Genomic DNA, 17,009 nt, shown 5'->3' with positions numbered 1-17,009 from the left:
ACAACCAAGATTGCAAAATGGCAATACATGCCGTGAGAATTTTGGGTGGTCTTAGGGCGGATTGAGGGTTTTCACTAGCTCTTTCCTGACCGCATTCCTCCTCTGCCAGGCAGGTGGGGAATCCTTGCAGATTGTTCGTCGAAATTCGGGTAATCCCTGCGTGTGTAAGACAGGCTTGTGGTGACAATGCTGATCTTGTTGTACGACAACATATAACGTATGACAAAACACAACCGCTCCGCCAACAGCTGGGTGCCTCAGCACACAGCCCGGCAGATGACCATCCACCCACACAACCCGCGGTCCAGGCCCTGCTACCGCGCAGACCCCTTCGGGAGACGGCAATGACCTCTACTCCACGCATACGCACCCGGGTGGCACAACTGGCACTGGCAGCCGTTGCCGCGCTGTCCACCCCCGGCGCCTGGGCGGCAACCTGGGTGTATGTCGCCAACGCGGACAGCCAGGATGTCTCGGTGTTTGAACTGGACCGCAACACTGCCACGCTCAAGCCGGTAGACACCGTGCCGCTGGGCGGCACCGCAATGCCGATGGCCGTGAGCCCTGACAAGAAGGTGCTGTACGTGGCGTTGCGCTCGCAGCCTTTCAGGGTGGTGAGCCTGGCGATCGACCCCACCAGCGGCAAGCTGCGCAAGCTGGGCGAGGCCCCGCTGGCCGACAGCATGGCCAACATCGACACCGATGCCACGGGGCGCTGGCTGTTTGCGGCGTCTTACCCCGGCCACAAGATCACGGTCAACAGCATTGGCAAGGATGGGGCGGTGGGTGCGGTGCAGCAACTCATCCCCACGGCGCCCCACGCGCACGCCATCCACGCCGATGCGGCCAACCGCCATGTGTTTGCCACCAGCCTGGGCGGCGACAACCTTTCGGCCTGGCGTTTTGATGCCGAGAGCGGCAGGCTCACCGCCCATGAACCCGCGCTGACGCAGGTGACTCCCGAAAAATCCGGCCCGCGCCACTTTGTGTGGGATACCGCCCAGCGCACCATGTATGTGCTGAACGAGCTGGATGCCGCCGTGCATGTGATGGCCTACGACAAGGAGCGCGGCACGCTGCGCCCGGTGCAGCGCACCACGGCACTGCCCGCAGGCTTTAACGGCAAGCCCTGGGCCGCCGACATTCACCTGTCGCCCGACGGCCGCACGCTGTATGCGTCCGAGCGCACCTCCAGCACGCTGAGCAGCTTTCGCGTCGACGCTGCCACCGGCCAGCTGCAGCCGCTGGGCAAGGTGCCCACCGAGAAATCACCGCGCGGTTTTGCGGTGGATTCTTCAGGCCGATTTCTGATCGCGGCAGGGCAGGAGTCGCACCACCTGGCGCTACACCCCATCGACCCGGCCACCGGCATCCCCGGCACGCCCACGCGGGTGCCGGTGGGCAAGAACCCCAATTGGGTCGAGATCGTCGATCTGCCCTGAGCGTCCATTGCATTGCACGCGCCAGCCGCACCGGCTTTTTTGCGCTCCGTTTTTCTATCGCCGTTCCGTTCACCATCCACAAAACACCCAGGAGACACCACCATGCAACGCAGAACCCTCATCCACACCGCCGCCCTGGCGGCCGCAGCCTTCAGCACCCTTGTCAGCCTGCCCGCCACAGCCCAGGGCACCTGGCCCACCGGCAAACCCATCACCTACATGGTGCCGTTTGCTGCAGGTGGCACCACCGACACGCTGGCGCGGCTGATTGGCCAGCAACTGGGTACTGCCCTGGGCACCACGGTGGTGGTGGAGAACAAGGGCGGCGCGGCGGGCAGCATCGGCTCTGAAGCGGCTGCGCGCTCTGCGCCGGATGGCTACACCCTGCTGGGCGGCACCGTCAGCTCGCACGCCATCAACGTGAGCCTCTACCCCAAGCTGGGCTACGACCCCATCAAGTCCTTCAGCCCCGTCACGCTGATCGGCACCAACCCGGTCGTGCTGGTGGTGGCGGCCAACAGCCCTTACAAAACCCTCAAGGACGTGCTGGCGGGGGCGAAGGGCAAGCAAGGCGGCCTGTCGTCGGCCTCGGCCGGCACGGGCAGCTCGCAGCATTTGGCCGTGGAGTTGCTGGCGTACAAGTCGGGCGTGAAGTTCACCCACATCCCCTACAAAGGCAGCGGCCCGGCCATCCAGGATGTGATCAGCGGCCAGGTGGACATGATGTTTGACACCACGGTGGTGGCCGCGCCGCACATCCAGAGCGGCAAACTGCGCGCCATTGCCGTCACCTCACCCCAGCGCCTGGCCTCCATGCCCGACGTGCCCACCGTAGCCGAGTCCGGCGTGGCAGAACTCAAGGACTTCCAGGTGCAGTCCTGGCAGGCCATCTTTGTGCCGGCTGGCACGCCCACGCCGGTGGTCACGCGCCTGCACGACGAGATCCGCAAAATCCTGGCCCAGCCGGACATGCAAATCCGCCTGAAGGGCTTTGGCATGGAGCCCGCCGACCTCAACACCACGCAGATCGCTGCGTTCCAAAAGGCCGAAGTGGAAAAATGGGCCCAGGTGATCAAGGCGGCGAACATCAAGGTAGATTGAAGAAGGGGGGCACCCCCTGAGTCGCTTCGCGCCTTCCCCCTCTCTCGCTGCGCGGGAGGGGGACGCCCCCTGCGCGGCGGGGCGGCCCTTGCGCGGGGCACTGGCCTGGGCCGCGCCAGTCTCTCGGGCCACGGGCGGTGCGCTGCGGGGCGACTATTTGGAGAAGGCAGTTTCCTTGCCGTCCGCCGCTTCTGGGCCGTGCGCGCTGTCTGGCCGCTTGTTGCGTTCCAAGTGGAAATCGGGGTGCTGGCCGGTCAGCAGCAGGAACATCGCAAACACCGGCCCCTGCATGTTGCGCTCGTCACTCATGCTCTCCAGCGCTTGCCAGGTGCGCGACTGCACGCCGCCCCGGCTGCCGGTCTGCAGCGGGTAGCCCATGAGTTCGGCCGCCTGGGCCTGGCTCAGCCCCGCGGCAGTGCGGGCGGCCTTGAGCTGATCGCCGGTGGGCACAGGCATGTGCAGCGGGGTGGGTGGCAAAGGCGTTTCGGGGATCATGGCGGACGGGCTGGATGGGCTGCGGATTTGTAGATTGCTATTATTTATATAGCTAATGGCGCTTTATGAATAAGCGCTAGAGGCCAATTTGATTGAAATTCTACAGCCCGCAGCACGCTGCGGGAGGGGCGCTACTCCGCCGTGGTCAAGCTGTGTTCGTTCAGTTGCGCCAAGTACGACTCGGGCTCGATGTTGGTGTAGTTGGGCACATCGGCCATCAGCGCCGCTGCCGTCTGCTTGGCAGCCGTCTGCGCCTGCTTCAGGTCGCTGAAGAACGCGTTGGTTAGCGCCACCGCCTGGCCCGGGCGAGGATCGCCAGGGTAGAGCACGCGGTCGCTCTCCAGCCGCAGCAGGCCCAGTGGCTGCAGTGCCGCGCGGGCAATTCGCATGTGTTCACCGTGGTAGTAGTCGTGATTGAAGGTGGCGCCTTCGCGCCAGCGGTACAGGGCGGTGACTTTGATCATTGGTGCGATTCCATCCAGTGGTTGAAACCCGCCACCGTAGGGACAACACACCCGCCGCACAGCCGCGTGCGCGACAGCGTGTCGCCCATGTGGCTCGTAACCTTGCTCGCCGACTCAGTCTTCTTCCGATTCGCCCAGGAACCCGCCGCTCTGGTGCCCCCACAGCCGCGCATACACGCCGCCCTGGCCCAGCAGCTGCGCGTGGGTGCCTTCTTCGACGATGCGGCCTGCGTCCATCACGATGAGGCGGTCCATGGCGGCAATGGTGGACAGGCGGTGGGCAATGGCGATCACCGTCTTGCCTTGCATCAGGCCGTCCAGGCTTTGCTGGATGGCGGCTTCGACCTCGGAGTCGAGCGCGCTGGTGGCTTCGTCCAGCAGCAGGATGGGCGCGTCCTTGAGCATCACGCGTGCAATGGCCACGCGCTGGCGCTGGCCGCCCGAGAGTTTGACGCCGCGCTCGCCCACATGTGCCTCGTAGCCGGTGCGGCCCTGCAGGTCGGTGAGCGTGGCGATGAAATCCGCCGCCTCGGCGCGCTCGGCCGCCTGGTGCAGGTCGGCCTCGCTGGCGTCGGGGCGGCCATACAGGATGTTGTCGCGCATGGAGCGGTGCAGCAGCGAGGTGTCTTGCGTGACCATGCCGATGTTGCGGCGCAGGCTGTCCTGCGTGACATGGGCGATGTCCTGCCCGTCGATCAGGATGCGGCCCGACTGCACGTCATGAAAGCGCAGCAGCAGGTTGACCAGCGTGGACTTGCCCGCGCCCGAGCGGCCAATCAGGCCGATTTTCTCGCCGGGGCGTATGGTCAGGTTGAGCCGGTCGATGACCGGGCGGGCCCCGGGGCCGCTGCCGTAGGCAAAGGTCATGTCCTCAAAATGCACTTCGCCCTGCGTCACAACGAGTGGTTTAGCGTCGGGCGCGTCCACCACGGTGCGGGGTTTGGTCAGCGTGTTGATGCCATCCTGGATGGTGCCCACGCTCTCGAACAGGGTGGTCATCTCCCACATCACCCAGTGGGCGTGGCCGGACACGCGCAGGGTCATGGCGGTGACGGCGGCCACGGCACCGGCACCGACTTCGCCCGCCGACCACAGCCACAGCGCGGTGCCGCAGGCGCTGAGGATCATGGCCACCACCAGGATGTGGTTCACGATCTCGAACCGGCTCACCAGGCGCATCTGGGCATAGCCCGTGAGCTTGAACGCGTCCATGGCGGCACGCGCAAATTCAGACTCGCGCCGCGTGTGCGAGAACAGCTTGACGGTGGCGATGTTGGTGTACGCGTCGGTAATGCGCCCGGTCATTACCGAGCGCGCATCGGCCTGCGCCTTGCCTACCTTGCCCAGGCGCGGCACAAAGTACCAGCAGGCCAGGCCATAGGCCACCATCCACGCGGCAAAAGGCGCCAGCAGCCGCGCGTCGAACCCGGCCAGCAACACGAGGATGGTGACAAGGTAGATGCCCATGCCGATCACCACGTCGGTGGTCGTGAAGATCATGTCGCGCACGGCAAGGGCCGTCTGCATGATCTTGGTGGTGATGCGGCCCGCAAACTCGTCCGCGTAGAACGCCATGCTCTGGCCCAGCATCAGGCGGTGAAAGTTCCAGCGCAAGCGCAGTGGGAAGTTGATGGCCAGCACCTGGTGCTTGATGCTGGTCTGCACGGCCACCAGCAGCACCGAGGCCAGGAGCAGGGCGGTGATGCCCATCAACTCTCCTTTGCGCTCGGCCCACAGCGCACCCGGGGCCGTGCTGGAGATCCAGTCCACCACATGGCCGAGCACCGCAAACAGCAGCGCTTCATAGATGGCGATGGCCGCAGACAGGCCTGCCATGGCTGCTACGTAGCCACGCAGGCCACGGGTGCCATCCCACACAAAGGCCATGAAGTCCTTGGGGGGCAGGTGAGGTTCGGCGGGGGGATAGGGGGGAAGGCGGCTTTCGAAAAAACGGAACAAAGTCAGAACTCCTTGTCCACCATGGTACGTGCGGTGGTACCGCTCTGTGGCGCCCGGCCGCAATGCACTCAGGACCATGAGGGTCAGCCCCATGGGTGGGGAATTGGGGTAGGAGCAGGCCCCTACGCCGACGGTTTGTAGACCACGCGGATGCGCGGCACCTGCTTCACGCCGGGCTGTTTGGTCAGAAAGCCGTACAGAAACTCGGTCAGGCTTTTTTCGCACAGCGCCAGCACGGCCGGATCGGACGCCATGGCCTCGCCCTGCTGGCGAGCGCGTTTGGCGGCCTCCTGGCTCAGCTTGATGACAGCGCCTTTGTTGTCGGTCAGCAGCCCGCCCGAGAGGATGCGGTGCTGCAGGTTGGTAACGGCTGGTGCGGCCACCAGCGCGGGGCGGTGGATGTGCACCTCGATGCCGCTGTCGGTGGCGTGCAGCTCGTAGCTTTCGGGGCGCAGGTCAAAGCCGAAGGCGTATTCGGCGGTGTAGGTGATGGCTACGACACCGGTGGATGCGATGCCCAGCACCGATTTTTCGATGATCTGCGTGGCTCCTTCTTCGCGGACCACGGTGGCGGCGAGCAGCTTCATCTGCTCGGCCAGCGTCTGTTTGCCTGCGGTGAGGTAGCTGGTGTAGCGGGTATAGCCCAGCAGCGCATTGTTGAGTTCGGTCACTTGGCGCTGCAGTTGTGCCGTCTGTGCCAGGGCACTGTCAACGCGGTGCTGCGCCCACCAGCTGGCCGCGCCTGCGGTGAGCAGGCACACGGCCAGGGCCGCACAAGAGATCCAGGCAATGCGTTTCATCAATGGGGTACAGCGCAGGGCGTGTGGTGGCCAACAGGTCGCTGGTGGGCGCCCACCGTTAGACGAGCAGCGTGACCACCACGATCACCACGCCCAAGGCCAGATTCACGCCCACCCAGCTGCGGATGCTGCCCAGGGCCTTGCCGCCAGCGGGCCAATCCGATGCAGCCACCGCCCGCTGCAGGCGTCGGAACAGCGCAAACCGGATGTGCCCGAAGATGACCATCATCGCCAGGCCCAGCGTGGCCATGATGGTCCAGTCCAGTGGCATGGCAAAGCTGCCCCCGGCCTGCACCGTTTGTTTCGCCACGCGGCCGATCATCCACAGCCCGCTGCCCAGCACCACCAGCACGGCCACACCCACGGCAGCGAAAAAGCGCTGCAGCACATCGTGCATGAGCCGCACACGCTGCGGGGGCTCCAGCGACTGCGCTGCGGGGCGCAAAAAGAAATGGGCAAACACCATGCCACCGATCCACACGATGATGGACAGGACATGGGCGAGCTGGAGCGCGTTGTAGAGCATGGCGTGGAACGTTTGGAATAAAGGGTTTGGGTGGAAGTAAAAGAGAGAGGGCGCGGCGGGTCTGCTTAGCAGGCTGGCGGTGCGGCAACCAGCGTCAAGGCACCAGCCCATCCCGGGGTGAAGCCACCCGCACCTGGTTGCCGCCGCTTTTCTTGGACAGGTACATCGCCTCGTCGGCATGGCCCAGCAACCGGTGTTCTTCGCCCCCATGCTCGGGGTAGATGGCCACGCCGATGCTCGGCTGGATGCTCAGGCGGATACCTTCCAGGTCAAATGGCTGGCCGAAGGCTGCCAGGATCTTGTCGGCCGCTGCGGCGGCGTGTTCGCGGGCATGGCCGCCTTCGAGCAGCACCACAAATTCGTCGCCCCCCAGGCGCGCGACGGTGTCCGAGCCGCGCACGCACTCCAGCAGCCGCTGGGCCACCCGCTGCAGCAGCAGGTCGCCCATGGCATGGCCCAGGCTGTCGTTGACCTGCTTGAAGTCGTCCAGGTCGAGGAACAGCAGCGACAGCAGGCTTTGGTCGCGCCGCGCGCGGGCCAGTGCGGTCTTGAGTCGGTCCAGAAACAGCTGGCGGTTGGGCAGGTGCGTGAGCTGGTCGTACTGCGCCATGTGCTCCAGGCGCTCGTGCATCTGCTTGCGCTCGATGGCGGCTGCGACCTGGGTGGAGACAAACTGCAGCAGTTCCTTGTCCTTTTCGGTGTAGCGGCCCTGCTCGTTGTAGCTTTGCAGCACCAGCGCACCAATGGCGCCTTTCTGGGTTTGCAGCGGCACGCCCAGCCAGTAGAGCGGTGCGTGTTCCTGGGGTAGCTGCCGGCGCAGTTGCGCGGCGCGGGGGTCGGCGTTGTTGGGGGTATCGGGCGTCAACAGAAGGGTGCTGCCGCTGTGGATCACCTCGGCACACAGCGCATCCTGCACTGGCGCCGGGGGCGTGGGGGCGGCGCCCGGTTCATTGACGTGGTACGGAAAACTCAACGAATCACTGCAGGCGTCGTAGAGCGCGACCGCGAAGTTGGTGGCAGGCAGCAGGCGCCCGATGATCTGGTGGATGTGCTGGAACAGCGCCTGCAGGTTGTGTGTGGTGTGAGCGGCTTCGGAGATGGCATAGATCACCGCCTGCATGGACTCGGTGAACTTGCGCTCGGTGATGTCGTGCGCCACCGCCAGCCGCCGCTGCTTGTCAGGCAACCAGCGCGCAGTCCAGCGGACGTGCGCGATGGAGCCATCCTTGCGCACATAGCGGTTTTCAAACTGCAACTGCAGATGGCCATCCATCACACGCTGCGCCTGGCTTTGGGTGACGGCCAGGTCTTCAGGGTGCACCAGGTCGAACATGCGTTTGCCAATGACTTCCTCGGGGGCGTAGCCAAAGATGCGCTCGAACGCCGGGCTTACAAACTCAATGGTGCTGTCCACATGGACGACGCAGACCGCGTCGAGCAGCAGGTCCACCACGTTTTCAGAAGGGATGCTTTGCATGAAGGGTAGCGCGCACAAGGTGCCAAGAAGACCCATTGTGCCGTGCGCCCCCTTGTTGTGCGGCATGGATGCAGCCCGCAACCCAAGGGATATCCATTAAGCGAGTGCCGATTGCTATCAAATTAATAGCTTTTGGCGCTTGTAGTTAAAGCGCTGTAGGCATTTTTTAGGTGTATTTCTCTTCCCGCGCATCCCAGGCCATTTTTTGGACCAGCCGCTGGCGCTCGGCAAACGGCGCCACCAGGGCGGGGTCTTCATCAATGCGTTGGGTGTCGCGCAGCACGGTCAGCGCCTTCTGCATGCCCGCCACCGCGCCCTGCAGCGCGGCGTTGGCGTACAGCACCAGGCCGTAGCCCAGGGCGGCCAGTTCTTCAGCGCAGGTGATGGGCGTCTTGCCGCCGATCACCATGTTCATCAGTTGGGGCGCGGCCAGCCGCTGGGGCAGGGCGCGGATCTCGTCCAGCGTGGTGACGGCCTCCACAAACAGGATGTCGGCACCCGCCTCCTGAAAACGCTGGGCGCGCTCCACTGCCGCTTCAAAGCCCTGGGTGGCGCAGGCATCCGTGCGTGCCAGGATGAGGGTGTTGGGGTCGCGGCGAGCGTCTACGGCGGCCTTGATCTTGCCCAGCATCTCGTCGGTGCTGATCACCTCCTTGCCGCTGAAGTGCCCGCAGCGCTTGGGGCTGACCTGGTCTTCGAGCTGGATGCAGTCGGCACCTGCGCGCTCCAGCGTTCGCACCGCGTGGTAGGTGTTGAGTGCGTTGCCAAAGCCCGTGTCGGCATCCACGATGAGCGGCAGCTCCACCGCGTCGCGTATGCGGGCCGTGTGGTCGGCAATGTCGGTCAGCCCCATGAAGGCCTGATCCGGAAGGCCGAACCACATGTTGGTGACGCCTGCGCCGGTGATGTAAATGGCTTCAAACCCCAGGTCGGCCACCACGCGGGCGGAGAGGGCGTTGAAGGCGCCAGGCACGATGACGCCACGGCGGGCGTGGGCCAGGGCCTTGAGTTGTTGTTTGGTGTTCATGAATTGCAAGGGATTTGATTTGCTATTATTTTTGTAGCTACAAAGGCTTGACGGATGGGCGGAAGAGGCTAAAAAACTCAAAAAATACCGCCAGGCACACGCACCCAGCCTTCCATCAGGATGCGGGCGCTGCGGCTCATCAGGGCCTTGGTCACCTTCCACTGGCCGTTGACCTGCGCTGCTTCGGCCCCCACACGCAGGGTGCCCGAGGGGTGGCCAAACCGCACGCTGCTGCGCACGCCCCCGCCCGCTGCCAGGTTGACCAGCGTGCCGGGGATGGCTGCGGCCGTGCCAATGGCCACGGCCGCCGTGCCCATCATGGCGTGGTGCAGCTGGCCCATGGAGAGCGCGCGCACCAGCAGGTCGATGTCCTTGGCGTCAATGGCTTTTCCGCTGGAGGCCGTGTAGCTGGCAGGCGGCGCGACGAAGGCGATCTTGGGGGTGTGCTGGCGCATGGTGGCCTCGCCCAGGTCACGGATCAGCCCCATGCGCAAGGCGCCGTGGGCGCGGATGGCCTCGAAGCGTGCCAGCGCCGCCGCATCGCCATTGATGGCACCTTGTAGCTCGGTGCCGGCGTAGCCCAGCTCTTGTGCATTGAGAAAGATGGTGGGGATGCCCGCGTTGATCAGCGTGGCGGCGAAGCTGCCGACCCCGGACACCTCCAAGGTGTCCACCACGTTGCCCGTCGGGAACATGGCTCCCCCTGCGTCGCCGTCGTCCGCCGGGTCCATGAACTCCAGCGCCACCTCGGCCGCCGCAAAGGTCACGCCATCCAGCTCAAAGTCGCCCGTCTCCTGCACCTGCCTATGGGCAATGGGCACATGCGCCACGATGGTCTTGCCGATGTTGGCCTGCCAGATGCGGATGGGGATGGTGCCGTCCTGCGGAATCCGCGCCGCATCGATCAGCCCCATGTGGATGGCGCAAGGCCCCACCGCGGCCGAGAGGTTGCCGCAGTTGCCGCTCCAGTCCACGAAGGGCTGGTCGATGGATACCTGGCCAAACAGGTAGTCCACATCGTGCCCTGGCCGCGTACTGCGCGACAGAATCACCGCCTTGCTGGTGCTCGATGACGCATTGCCCATGCCGTCGATCTGCTTGCCGTACGGATCAGGGCTGCCCAGCACGCGCAGCAGTAGGGCGTCGCGGGCGGGGCCGGGTTGTTGGGCGGGGGCGGGCAGGTCTTCTAACTTGAAGAAGACACCTTTGCTAGTGCCGCCACGCATGTAAGTGGCAGGGATTTTGATTTGAGAAGGATGGTTGTTCATGGTGTTCCTCCCCTCGCCCCTTGTGGGAGAGGGGCCGGGGGAGAGGGGGTGCCCGCACGCACAGCATTCCAGATGCTTTCCAGCACCGCATCCGTGTTGTGCAGGATGTCGTTGTTCCAAAACCGCAGCAGGGTGAAGCCCTGGCTGTGCAGCCAGGCGTCGCGGGCAGCGTCGTGCTCCGAATCCACATGCTGCCCGCCATCGGCTTCCACGATCAGCCGCAGACCGAAATGCACAAAGTCCACGATATAGGGGCCGATGGGTTGTTGGCGGCGGAACTTCTGGCCGTCCATGCGGTGGGCACGCAGGTGCCTCCAGAGCAGCTGTTCGGCGTCGGTCATGTTCTGGCGCAGGGTTTTGGTGAATTGGCGTTGGTCCATGGGTAGGCCCCCTCTCCCCCGGCCCCTCTCCCACAAGGGGCGAGGGGAGCAAGATAAATAGCAGCGATTGTCATCGTGCGCGAGCCCCTCTCCCTTCGCGGGAGAGGGGTTGGGGAGAGGGGGCGACCCCAGCCCGCGCCGCCAAAAAATCCTGCGTAAAACGCTGCAGCACACCACCCGCCGCGTACACCGAAACCTCCTCTGCAGTGTCTAGCCGACAGCGCATGGGCACTTTCACCACCTCACCCAGCTTGTGTTGAACAACAAGCATCACCGTCGCACCGGGCATCAGATCACCCTCCACGTCATACACCTCCGTCCCATCCAGCCCCAGCGTGATGCGATTGACCCTCACCTCAAACTCCAGCGGCAACACCCCCATGCCAATCAGGTTGGTGCGGTGGATGCGCTCGAAGCCCTCGGCCACCACCACCTCCACACCCGCCAGCCGGACGCCCTTGGCGGCCCAGTCGCGGCTGGACCCCTGGCCGTAGTCGGCACCGGCAATGATGATGAGCGGCTGGCGGCGGTGCAGGTAGGTTTCGATGGCCTCCCACATGCGCATGACTTGGCCTTCGGGCTCCACGCGAGCGAGCGATCCCTTTTTCACTTTGCCATCGACCACGGCCATCTCGTTGAGCAGTTGCGGGTTGGCAAACGTGGCGCGCATGGCCGTGAGGTGGTCGCCCCGGTGCGTGGCGTAGGAGTTGAAGTCCTCCTCGGGCACGCCCATGCGCGCCAGGTATTCGCCCGCTGCGCTGTCCGGCATGATGGCGTTGGATGGCGACAGGTGGTCGGTGGTGATGTTGTCGGGCAGGATGGCCAGCGGGCGCATGCCCTGCAGGGTGCGCGGGTGGGCGGCCAGCGCGCCGATGCCCTCGGTGTCCCAGTAGGGCGGGCGGCGGATGTAGGTGGACTGCGGGCGCCACTCGTACTGCGGCGACACGCGCTGGCCATCGTCGTGTCGGATGGCGAACATGGGTTCGTACACCGCGCGGTACTGTGCGGGTTTGACGGCTGCCTTCACCACCGCGTCGATTTCTTCATCGCTGGGCCACAGGTCCTTGAGGCGGATCGGACTGCCATCCACCACCGCCAGCACGTCTTTTTCAATGTCAAAACGCACCGTGCCCGCAATCGCATAGGCCACGACCAGCGGGGGCGAGGCCAGGAAGGCCTGCTTGGCATAGGGGTGGATGCGCCCGTCGAAATTGCGGTTGCCAGAGAGCACGGCGGTGGCGTAGAGGTCGCGGTCGATGATCTCCTGCTGAATGGCAGGGTCCAGCGCGCCACTCATCCCGTTGCACGTGGTGCAGGCAAAGGCCACGATGCCAAAGCCGAGCTTTTCCAGATCGGCCAGCAAGCCCGCTTCCTTCAAATACAGCTCCACCGCCTTGGAGCCGGGCGCCAGCGAGGTCTTGACCCAGGGCTTGCGCGTGAGGCCCAGCCGGTTGGCGTTGCGCGCCAGCAGCGCTGCGGCGATCACGTTGCGCGGGTTGGAGGTGTTGGTGCAGCTGGTGATGGCGGCGATGACCACGGCGCCATCGGGCATCGTGCCGTCCTGTGGTGCGGGCATGGCCCAGGGGCCCGCAATGCCTTGGGCGGCCAGGTCGGACGTGGCAACACGCGCGTGGGGGTTGGAGGGGCCGGCCAGGTTGCGCACCACGCTCGACAGATCGAACACCAGGTTGCGCGAGTACACCGCATCTTTGAGGGTGTCAGACCACAATCCTGCGGCCTTGGCATAGGTCTCGACCAGCTTCACTTGTTCCGCCTCGCGGCCCGTCAGCGTCAGATACTCCAGCGTCTGTTCGTCGATGCTGAACAGGGCCGCCGTGGCGCCGTATTCGGGCGCCATGTTCGAGATGGTGGCGCGGTCGCCAATCGTGAGCTTGGCTGCGCCTTCGCCAAAGAACTCCAGGTAGGCGCCCACCACCTTGGCCTTGCGCAAAAACTCGGTGAGCGCCAGCACCACATCGGTGGCGGTGATGCCGTCCTGGCGCTGGCCGGTCAGTTGCACGCCCACGATTTCGGGCAGCCGCATCATCGATGCACGCCCCAACATCACGTTCTCGGCCTCCAGGCCGCCCACGCCGATGGCGATCACGCCCAGCGCATCCACATGGGGGGTGTGGCTGTCGGTGCCCACGCAGGTGTCGGGGTAGGCCACGCCATGGTCGGCATGGACCACGGGCGACATTTTTTCCAGATTGATCTGGTGCATGATCCCGTTCCCCGCCGGGATCACATCCACGTTGGCAAAGGCTTTTTTGGTCCACTCGATGAAGTGAAAGCGGTCCTCGTTGCGGCGGTCTTCGATGGCGCGGTTCTTGGCAAACGCATCGGGGTCGAACCCGCCACATTCCACGGCCAGGGAATGGTCCACGATCAGCTGCACTGGCACGACGGGGTTCACCTGGGCCGGGTCGCCGCCCTCCTTGGCAATCGCATCGCGCAGGCCCGCCAGATCCACCAGCGCCGTTTGGCCCAGGATGTCGTGGCACACCACGCGCGCCGGGTACCAGGGGAAGTCGCGGTCGCTGCGCCGCTCGACGAGCTGGCGCAGGCAGTTGTTGATGGTGGCCGGATCGGCGCGGCGCACGATGTTTTCGGCGTGGACCCGGGCGGTGTAGGGCAGGGTGGCCCAGGCGCCCGGTTGCAGGGCTTCGACGGCCTCTCGGGCATCAAAGTAGTCAAGCTGCGTGCCGGGCAGCTTCTTGCGATACAGAGTGTTCATGAGCGTGGGGCAGGGGGCTTCGGCCGTTTGGTTTTACTTGCGGTCCTGGATTGGTACGAACGCCAGGTCTTCGGGCCCGGTGTAGTTCGCACTCGGCCGGATGATTTTGTTGTCCTGCCGCTGCTCGATGATGTGCGCCGCCCAGCCGCTGGTGCGTGCGATGACGAACAGCGGAGTGAACATGGCGGTAGGCACACCCATCATGTGGTAGCTCACGGCGCTGAACCAGTCGAGGTTGGGAAACATCTTTTTCATCTCCCACATCACGGTCTCCAGCCGCTCGGCAATGTCATACATCTTGGTGCTGCCAGCCTCTTGCGACAAGTTGTGCGCCACGCCCTTGATGACGACATTGCGTGGGTCGCTCACGGTGTAGACCGGGTGGCCGAAGCCAATGACCACCTCCTTGGCCTCCACGCGGCGGCGGATGTCGGCCTCGGCTTCGTTCGGGCTGTCGTAGCGTTTCTGGATCTCGAAAGCCACCTCGTTGGCACCACCATGCTTGGGGCCCCGCAGCGCGCCGATGGCGCCGGTGATGGCCGAATACATGTCGCTGCCCGTGCCCGCCACCACGCGGGCGGTGAAGGTGCTGGCGTTGAACTCGTGCTCGGCGTACAGGTTGAGCGAGGTGTGCATGGCACGCTCCCACGCTGCGCTGGGTGGGGTGCCATGCAGCAGGTGCAAGAAGTGCGCACCTATGGAATCGTCATCGGTCTCCACCTCGATGCGGCGGCCCGAGCTGGCCCAGTGGTACCAGTAGAGCAGCATCGAACCGAGAGATGCCATGAGCCGGTCGGCAATGTCGCGCGCGCCCGGCAGGTTGTGGTCGTCCTTTTCAGGCAGCGCACAGCCCAGGGCCGAGACGCCCGTGCGCATCACATCCATGGGGTGGCTGGCGGCGGGCAGTTGCTCCAGCGCCTGCCTGACCGACAGCGGCAGGCCGCGCAGGGCCTTGAGCTTGGACTTGTAGGCACGCATTTCGGCGCGTGTGGGCAGCTTGCCGTGGACCAGCAGGTGGGCGATTTCTTCGAATTCGCAGACCTCGGCAATGTCGAGGATGTCGTAGCCCCGGTAGTGCAGGTCGTTGCCCGTGCGGCCTACGGTGCACAGGGCGGTGTTGCCCGCCGTCACGCCTGAGAGCGCGACGGACTTCTTGGGCTTGAAGCCCGGGGTTTCAACGGTGGTAGTCATGCGGTCTCCTGGTTTACATATGTGTTGGTGATGGCAGCGGGGCGGCCTTTGCCATCCACCGCCACCATTTCAAAAATCCCCTTCAGCACTTCGTCCTGGGGCGAGCCCAGCGTGGCGGCCAGACCGGTCACGCACACGGTGAGCGAGCTGCGCCCGATGCGGCTGACCCAGGCGCGCAGCGTGAGCACATGGCCCACGGGCACGGGGGCCAGAAAACGCACGTCGGTCACGCCCGCCATCACCACATCGCGCTGTGCGGCGCCGCGCGCTGCCAGAAACGCCGCCTTGGCCATGAGCTGCAGGGCGTTGCCGCAAAACAGCGTGCCGTAGTGGTTGGCTTCGGCGGGGAACACGATTTCCGTCAGCTCGACGGTGCCAGTGGGGGTTGTCATGCTTCGCAATTTACGCACAATGACATCCCTCTGTAAGTCCTGAATTGGCGAATGATTGCGAATAAAAAACCGTCAATTTGCAAATATTGCGAATGATGGTGAAGGTGCTACCAGGCGCCGCTGAGAAAGATGGAATGAAAAAAACCTTCATGGGTGTGCGCTTGCGCCGCCTGCGCGAAGAGCGCGGCATGACCCAGATTGCGCTGGCGCGGGCGCTGGACCTGTCGGCCAGTTACCTGAACCAGCTCGAGCAGAACCAGCGCCCGCTCACGGTGCCTGTTTTGCTCAAGATCAACGCCGTGTTCGGTGTGGATGTGCAGCGCTTTTCGGACGACGACGAGGCGCGCCTGATCACCGGCCTGCGCGAGGTGCTGGCGGACCTGCCTGCGGGCCTGGCCGGAGACGGCGCTGGCGACGCCGTGTCTCTGGCCGAGATCCGCGAGCTGGCCGCCGGCATGCCCGCGGTGGCCCGCACGCTGCTTGCGTTGCACCAGCGGCACCGGCAGGCCCTGGAGCGGCTGGCGGCCCTGGGCAACGACCGCAGCGGCGAGGGCGTGTTGGCCCCGCACCCACCCATGGCCTATGAAGAAGTACGCGACTTCTTCTTTGCGCGCCAGAACCACATTGCCGAGCTGGACGACGCGGCCGAGCGATGTGCCGCCGACTGGGGCCTGCTGCCCGGCCGGGCCGATGAGGCGCTGGCCCAACGCCTGCTCGTGGCCCACGGGGTGCGCGTGGTGGATGTGGCCGACCTGCCTGGCCAGGCGCAGCGCGTGTTCCAGGCCGAGGCCGGGCTGCTGCAGCTGGCGGCGGGGTTGGAGCGCGGGCAGCGCGCGTTTCAGATGGCGACGCAGCTGGCGTTTCTGGAGCAGGGCGCGGAGCTGCAGCGCATTGCCGACGGTGCCGGATTGTCGAGCGACCAGGCCCGGGCGCTGGCACGCATTGGCCTGGCCAACTACTTTGCGGGGGCGCTGGTGTTGCCCTACACGGCCTTTTTGCAGGCGGCCGAGGCGGCGCACTACGACATCGACCGACTGGGCCAGCAGTTTGGTGTGGGCTTCGAGACCGTGTGCCATCGCCTGTCCACGCTGCAGCGGCCCAGTGCGCGCGGTGTGCCGTTCTTCTTCATCCGCGTGGACCGCGCGGGCAACATCAGCAAGCGGCAGTCGGCCACACACTTTCACTTCAGCAAGATCGGCGGCACCTGCCCGCTGTGGAATGTGTACGAGGCCTTCGCACAGCCGGGCCGCATCGTGCCGCAGGTGGCACGCATGCCCGATGGTCGCGCCTACCTGTGGGTGGCGCGCGTGGTGTCGCGCAGCGGCGGCGGCTGGGGTGTGCCCGGCAAGGAGTTCTCCGTAGCCCTGGGTTGTGACATCCGCCATGCGCCGCAACTGGTGTATTCCCGTGGGCTGGACCTCGCCAACCCCGAGGCCGCCGTGCCCATCGGCATGGGCTGCAAGGTGTGTGAGCGCGACGCCTGCCCGCAGCGGGCGTTTCCCCCCATAGGGCGCGCGCTGGATGTGAACGAGAATCGAAGCCGCTTTGCGCCTTACCCGGTGGCGGGCCGCCCGGGGCAGACACTCTCTTGACCTGGGTTATGAAAACCGCTCATCAATTCATAGCTGTCGACGCATGAGGGTGTTGCGCTGACGGCACTTTCTACCAAATAACTGATTGGTAACCAGTTGTTGTGCCACCGCTTGCTCCAACGGATGGCAGATTGCCGCTATCCTGCGCTTTGCCCGAA

15 protein-coding genes are annotated in these 17,009 nt (G+C 65.1%); 3 read left to right on the top strand and 12 right to left on the bottom strand.

The features are described 5' to 3' along the window. The first annotated feature begins 344 nt into the window (after positions 1-344). Together AC2YJX_RS02110 and AC2YJX_RS02105 are read left to right on the top strand one after the other, a co-directional pair. Positions 345-1,442: a lactonase family protein gene (locus tag AC2YJX_RS02110; RefSeq protein ID WP_487255151.1), complete on the top strand. Its 1,098-nt coding sequence runs from the start codon at positions 345-347 to the stop codon at positions 1,440-1,442. Between the two features lie 102 nt (positions 1,443-1,544). After that, a complete protein-coding gene (locus AC2YJX_RS02105) occupies positions 1,545-2,543 on the top strand; it encodes a Bug family tripartite tricarboxylate transporter substrate binding protein (protein WP_487255150.1) in 999 nt (332 codons plus the stop codon). Positions 2,544-2,696: 153 nt separating this feature from the next. Here AC2YJX_RS02105 and AC2YJX_RS02100 read toward each other — a convergent pair whose 3' ends face one another. From AC2YJX_RS02100 to AC2YJX_RS02045, 12 genes are all read right to left on the bottom strand, one after another. Then, complete coding sequence (locus AC2YJX_RS02100) at positions 2,697-3,038, bottom strand: helix-turn-helix domain-containing protein (protein ID WP_487255149.1); 342 nt, start codon at positions 3,036-3,038, stop codon at positions 2,697-2,699. A 131-nt stretch (positions 3,039-3,169) separates the two neighbouring features. Beyond that, positions 3,170-3,502 carry an EthD family reductase gene (locus tag AC2YJX_RS02095; RefSeq protein ID WP_431149343.1) on the bottom strand — a complete coding sequence of 111 codons (333 nt, stop codon included), beginning with the start codon at positions 3,500-3,502 and terminating at the stop codon, positions 3,170-3,172. Positions 3,503-3,616: 114 nt separating this feature from the next. After that, entirely contained in the window at positions 3,617-5,461 is a 1,845-nt protein-coding gene (locus AC2YJX_RS02090) for an ABC transporter ATP-binding protein (RefSeq protein ID WP_218301157.1), read from the bottom strand. A gap of 122 nt (positions 5,462-5,583) precedes the next feature. Continuing rightward, a complete protein-coding gene (locus AC2YJX_RS02085; protein WP_436129224.1) occupies positions 5,584-6,261 on the bottom strand; it encodes a hypothetical protein in 678 nt (225 codons plus the stop codon). 58 nt (positions 6,262-6,319) lie between these two features. Next, a complete protein-coding gene (locus tag AC2YJX_RS02080; RefSeq protein ID WP_055397820.1) occupies positions 6,320-6,787 on the bottom strand; it encodes a CopD family protein in 468 nt (155 codons plus the stop codon). Positions 6,788-6,881: 94 nt separating this feature from the next. Beyond that, positions 6,882-8,264 (bottom strand): sensor domain-containing protein, encoded by a 1,383-nt coding sequence (locus tag AC2YJX_RS02075; protein ID WP_436129225.1) that lies wholly within the window; start codon positions 8,262-8,264, stop codon positions 6,882-6,884. A gap of 166 nt (positions 8,265-8,430) precedes the next feature. Further along, positions 8,431-9,291 (bottom strand): isocitrate lyase/PEP mutase family protein, encoded by an 861-nt coding sequence (locus AC2YJX_RS02070; protein WP_487255148.1) that lies wholly within the window; start codon positions 9,289-9,291, stop codon positions 8,431-8,433. 77 nt (positions 9,292-9,368) lie between these two features. After that, positions 9,369-10,559: a 2-methylaconitate cis-trans isomerase PrpF gene (gene prpF, locus AC2YJX_RS02065; protein WP_487255147.1), complete on the bottom strand. Its 1,191-nt coding sequence runs from the start codon at positions 10,557-10,559 to the stop codon at positions 9,369-9,371. Next, complete coding sequence (locus tag AC2YJX_RS02060; RefSeq protein ID WP_218301153.1) at positions 10,556-10,939, bottom strand: endonuclease domain-containing protein; 384 nt, start codon at positions 10,937-10,939, stop codon at positions 10,556-10,558. Before AC2YJX_RS02060 ends, prpF begins: the two co-directional genes overlap by 4 nt. 70 nt (positions 10,940-11,009) lie before the next feature. Continuing rightward, positions 11,010-13,676 carry a Fe/S-dependent 2-methylisocitrate dehydratase AcnD gene (gene acnD / locus AC2YJX_RS02055; protein ID WP_487255146.1) on the bottom strand — a complete coding sequence of 889 codons (2,667 nt, stop codon included), beginning with the start codon at positions 13,674-13,676 and terminating at the stop codon, positions 11,010-11,012. Positions 13,677-13,709: 33 nt separating this feature from the next. Beyond that, entirely contained in the window at positions 13,710-14,867 is a 1,158-nt protein-coding gene (gene prpC, locus AC2YJX_RS02050) for a bifunctional 2-methylcitrate synthase/citrate synthase (RefSeq protein ID WP_487255145.1), read from the bottom strand. Continuing rightward, positions 14,864-15,259 carry an acyl-CoA thioesterase gene (locus AC2YJX_RS02045; protein WP_487255144.1) on the bottom strand — a complete coding sequence of 132 codons (396 nt, stop codon included), beginning with the start codon at positions 15,257-15,259 and terminating at the stop codon, positions 14,864-14,866. The genes prpC and AC2YJX_RS02045 overlap by 4 nt, the downstream gene beginning before the upstream one ends. Positions 15,260-15,393: 134 nt before the next feature. Between AC2YJX_RS02045 and AC2YJX_RS02040 the strand changes: the two genes are divergently transcribed. After that, on the top strand, positions 15,394-16,851 hold the full coding sequence (locus AC2YJX_RS02040; RefSeq protein ID WP_487255143.1) for a short-chain fatty acyl-CoA regulator family protein: 1,458 nt from the start codon (positions 15,394-15,396) through the stop codon (positions 16,849-16,851). Positions 16,852-17,009: the final 158 nt, after the last annotated feature.

Source organism: Acidovorax sp. SRI_002 (assembly GCF_057586455.1).
This window is presented reverse-complemented; position numbering and strand designations above follow the sequence as displayed.

Bases quoted from the DNA above. Each gene is read 5' to 3' on its own strand.
- AC2YJX_RS02110 (WP_487255151.1), top strand. From the start codon at position 345: ATGACCTCTACTCCACGCATACGCACCCGGGTGGCACAACTGGCACTG.
- AC2YJX_RS02080 (WP_055397820.1), bottom strand. From the start codon at position 6,787: ATGCTCTACAACGCGCTCCAGCTCGCCCATGTCCTGTCCATCATCGTG.
- AC2YJX_RS02085 (WP_436129224.1), bottom strand. From the start codon at position 6,261: ATGAAACGCATTGCCTGGATCTCTTGTGCGGCCCTGGCCGTGTGCCTG.
- AC2YJX_RS02100 (WP_487255149.1), bottom strand. From the start codon at position 3,038: ATGATCCCCGAAACGCCTTTGCCACCCACCCCGCTGCACATGCCTGTG.
- AC2YJX_RS02040 (WP_487255143.1), top strand. From the start codon at position 15,394: ATGAAAAAAACCTTCATGGGTGTGCGCTTGCGCCGCCTGCGCGAAGAG.
- acnD (WP_487255146.1), bottom strand. From the start codon at position 13,676: ATGAACACTCTGTATCGCAAGAAGCTGCCCGGCACGCAGCTTGACTAC.
- AC2YJX_RS02075 (WP_436129225.1), bottom strand. From the start codon at position 8,264: ATGCAAAGCATCCCTTCTGAAAACGTGGTGGACCTGCTGCTCGACGCG.
- AC2YJX_RS02060 (WP_218301153.1), bottom strand. From the start codon at position 10,939: ATGGACCAACGCCAATTCACCAAAACCCTGCGCCAGAACATGACCGAC.
- AC2YJX_RS02070 (WP_487255148.1), bottom strand. From the start codon at position 9,291: ATGAACACCAAACAACAACTCAAGGCCCTGGCCCACGCCCGCCGTGGC.
- AC2YJX_RS02105 (WP_487255150.1), top strand. From the start codon at position 1,545: ATGCAACGCAGAACCCTCATCCACACCGCCGCCCTGGCGGCCGCAGCC.
- AC2YJX_RS02045 (WP_487255144.1), bottom strand. From the start codon at position 15,259: ATGACAACCCCCACTGGCACCGTCGAGCTGACGGAAATCGTGTTCCCC.
- prpF (WP_487255147.1), bottom strand. From the start codon at position 10,559: ATGAACAACCATCCTTCTCAAATCAAAATCCCTGCCACTTACATGCGT.
- AC2YJX_RS02095 (WP_431149343.1), bottom strand. From the start codon at position 3,502: ATGATCAAAGTCACCGCCCTGTACCGCTGGCGCGAAGGCGCCACCTTC.
- prpC (WP_487255145.1), bottom strand. From the start codon at position 14,867: ATGACTACCACCGTTGAAACCCCGGGCTTCAAGCCCAAGAAGTCCGTC.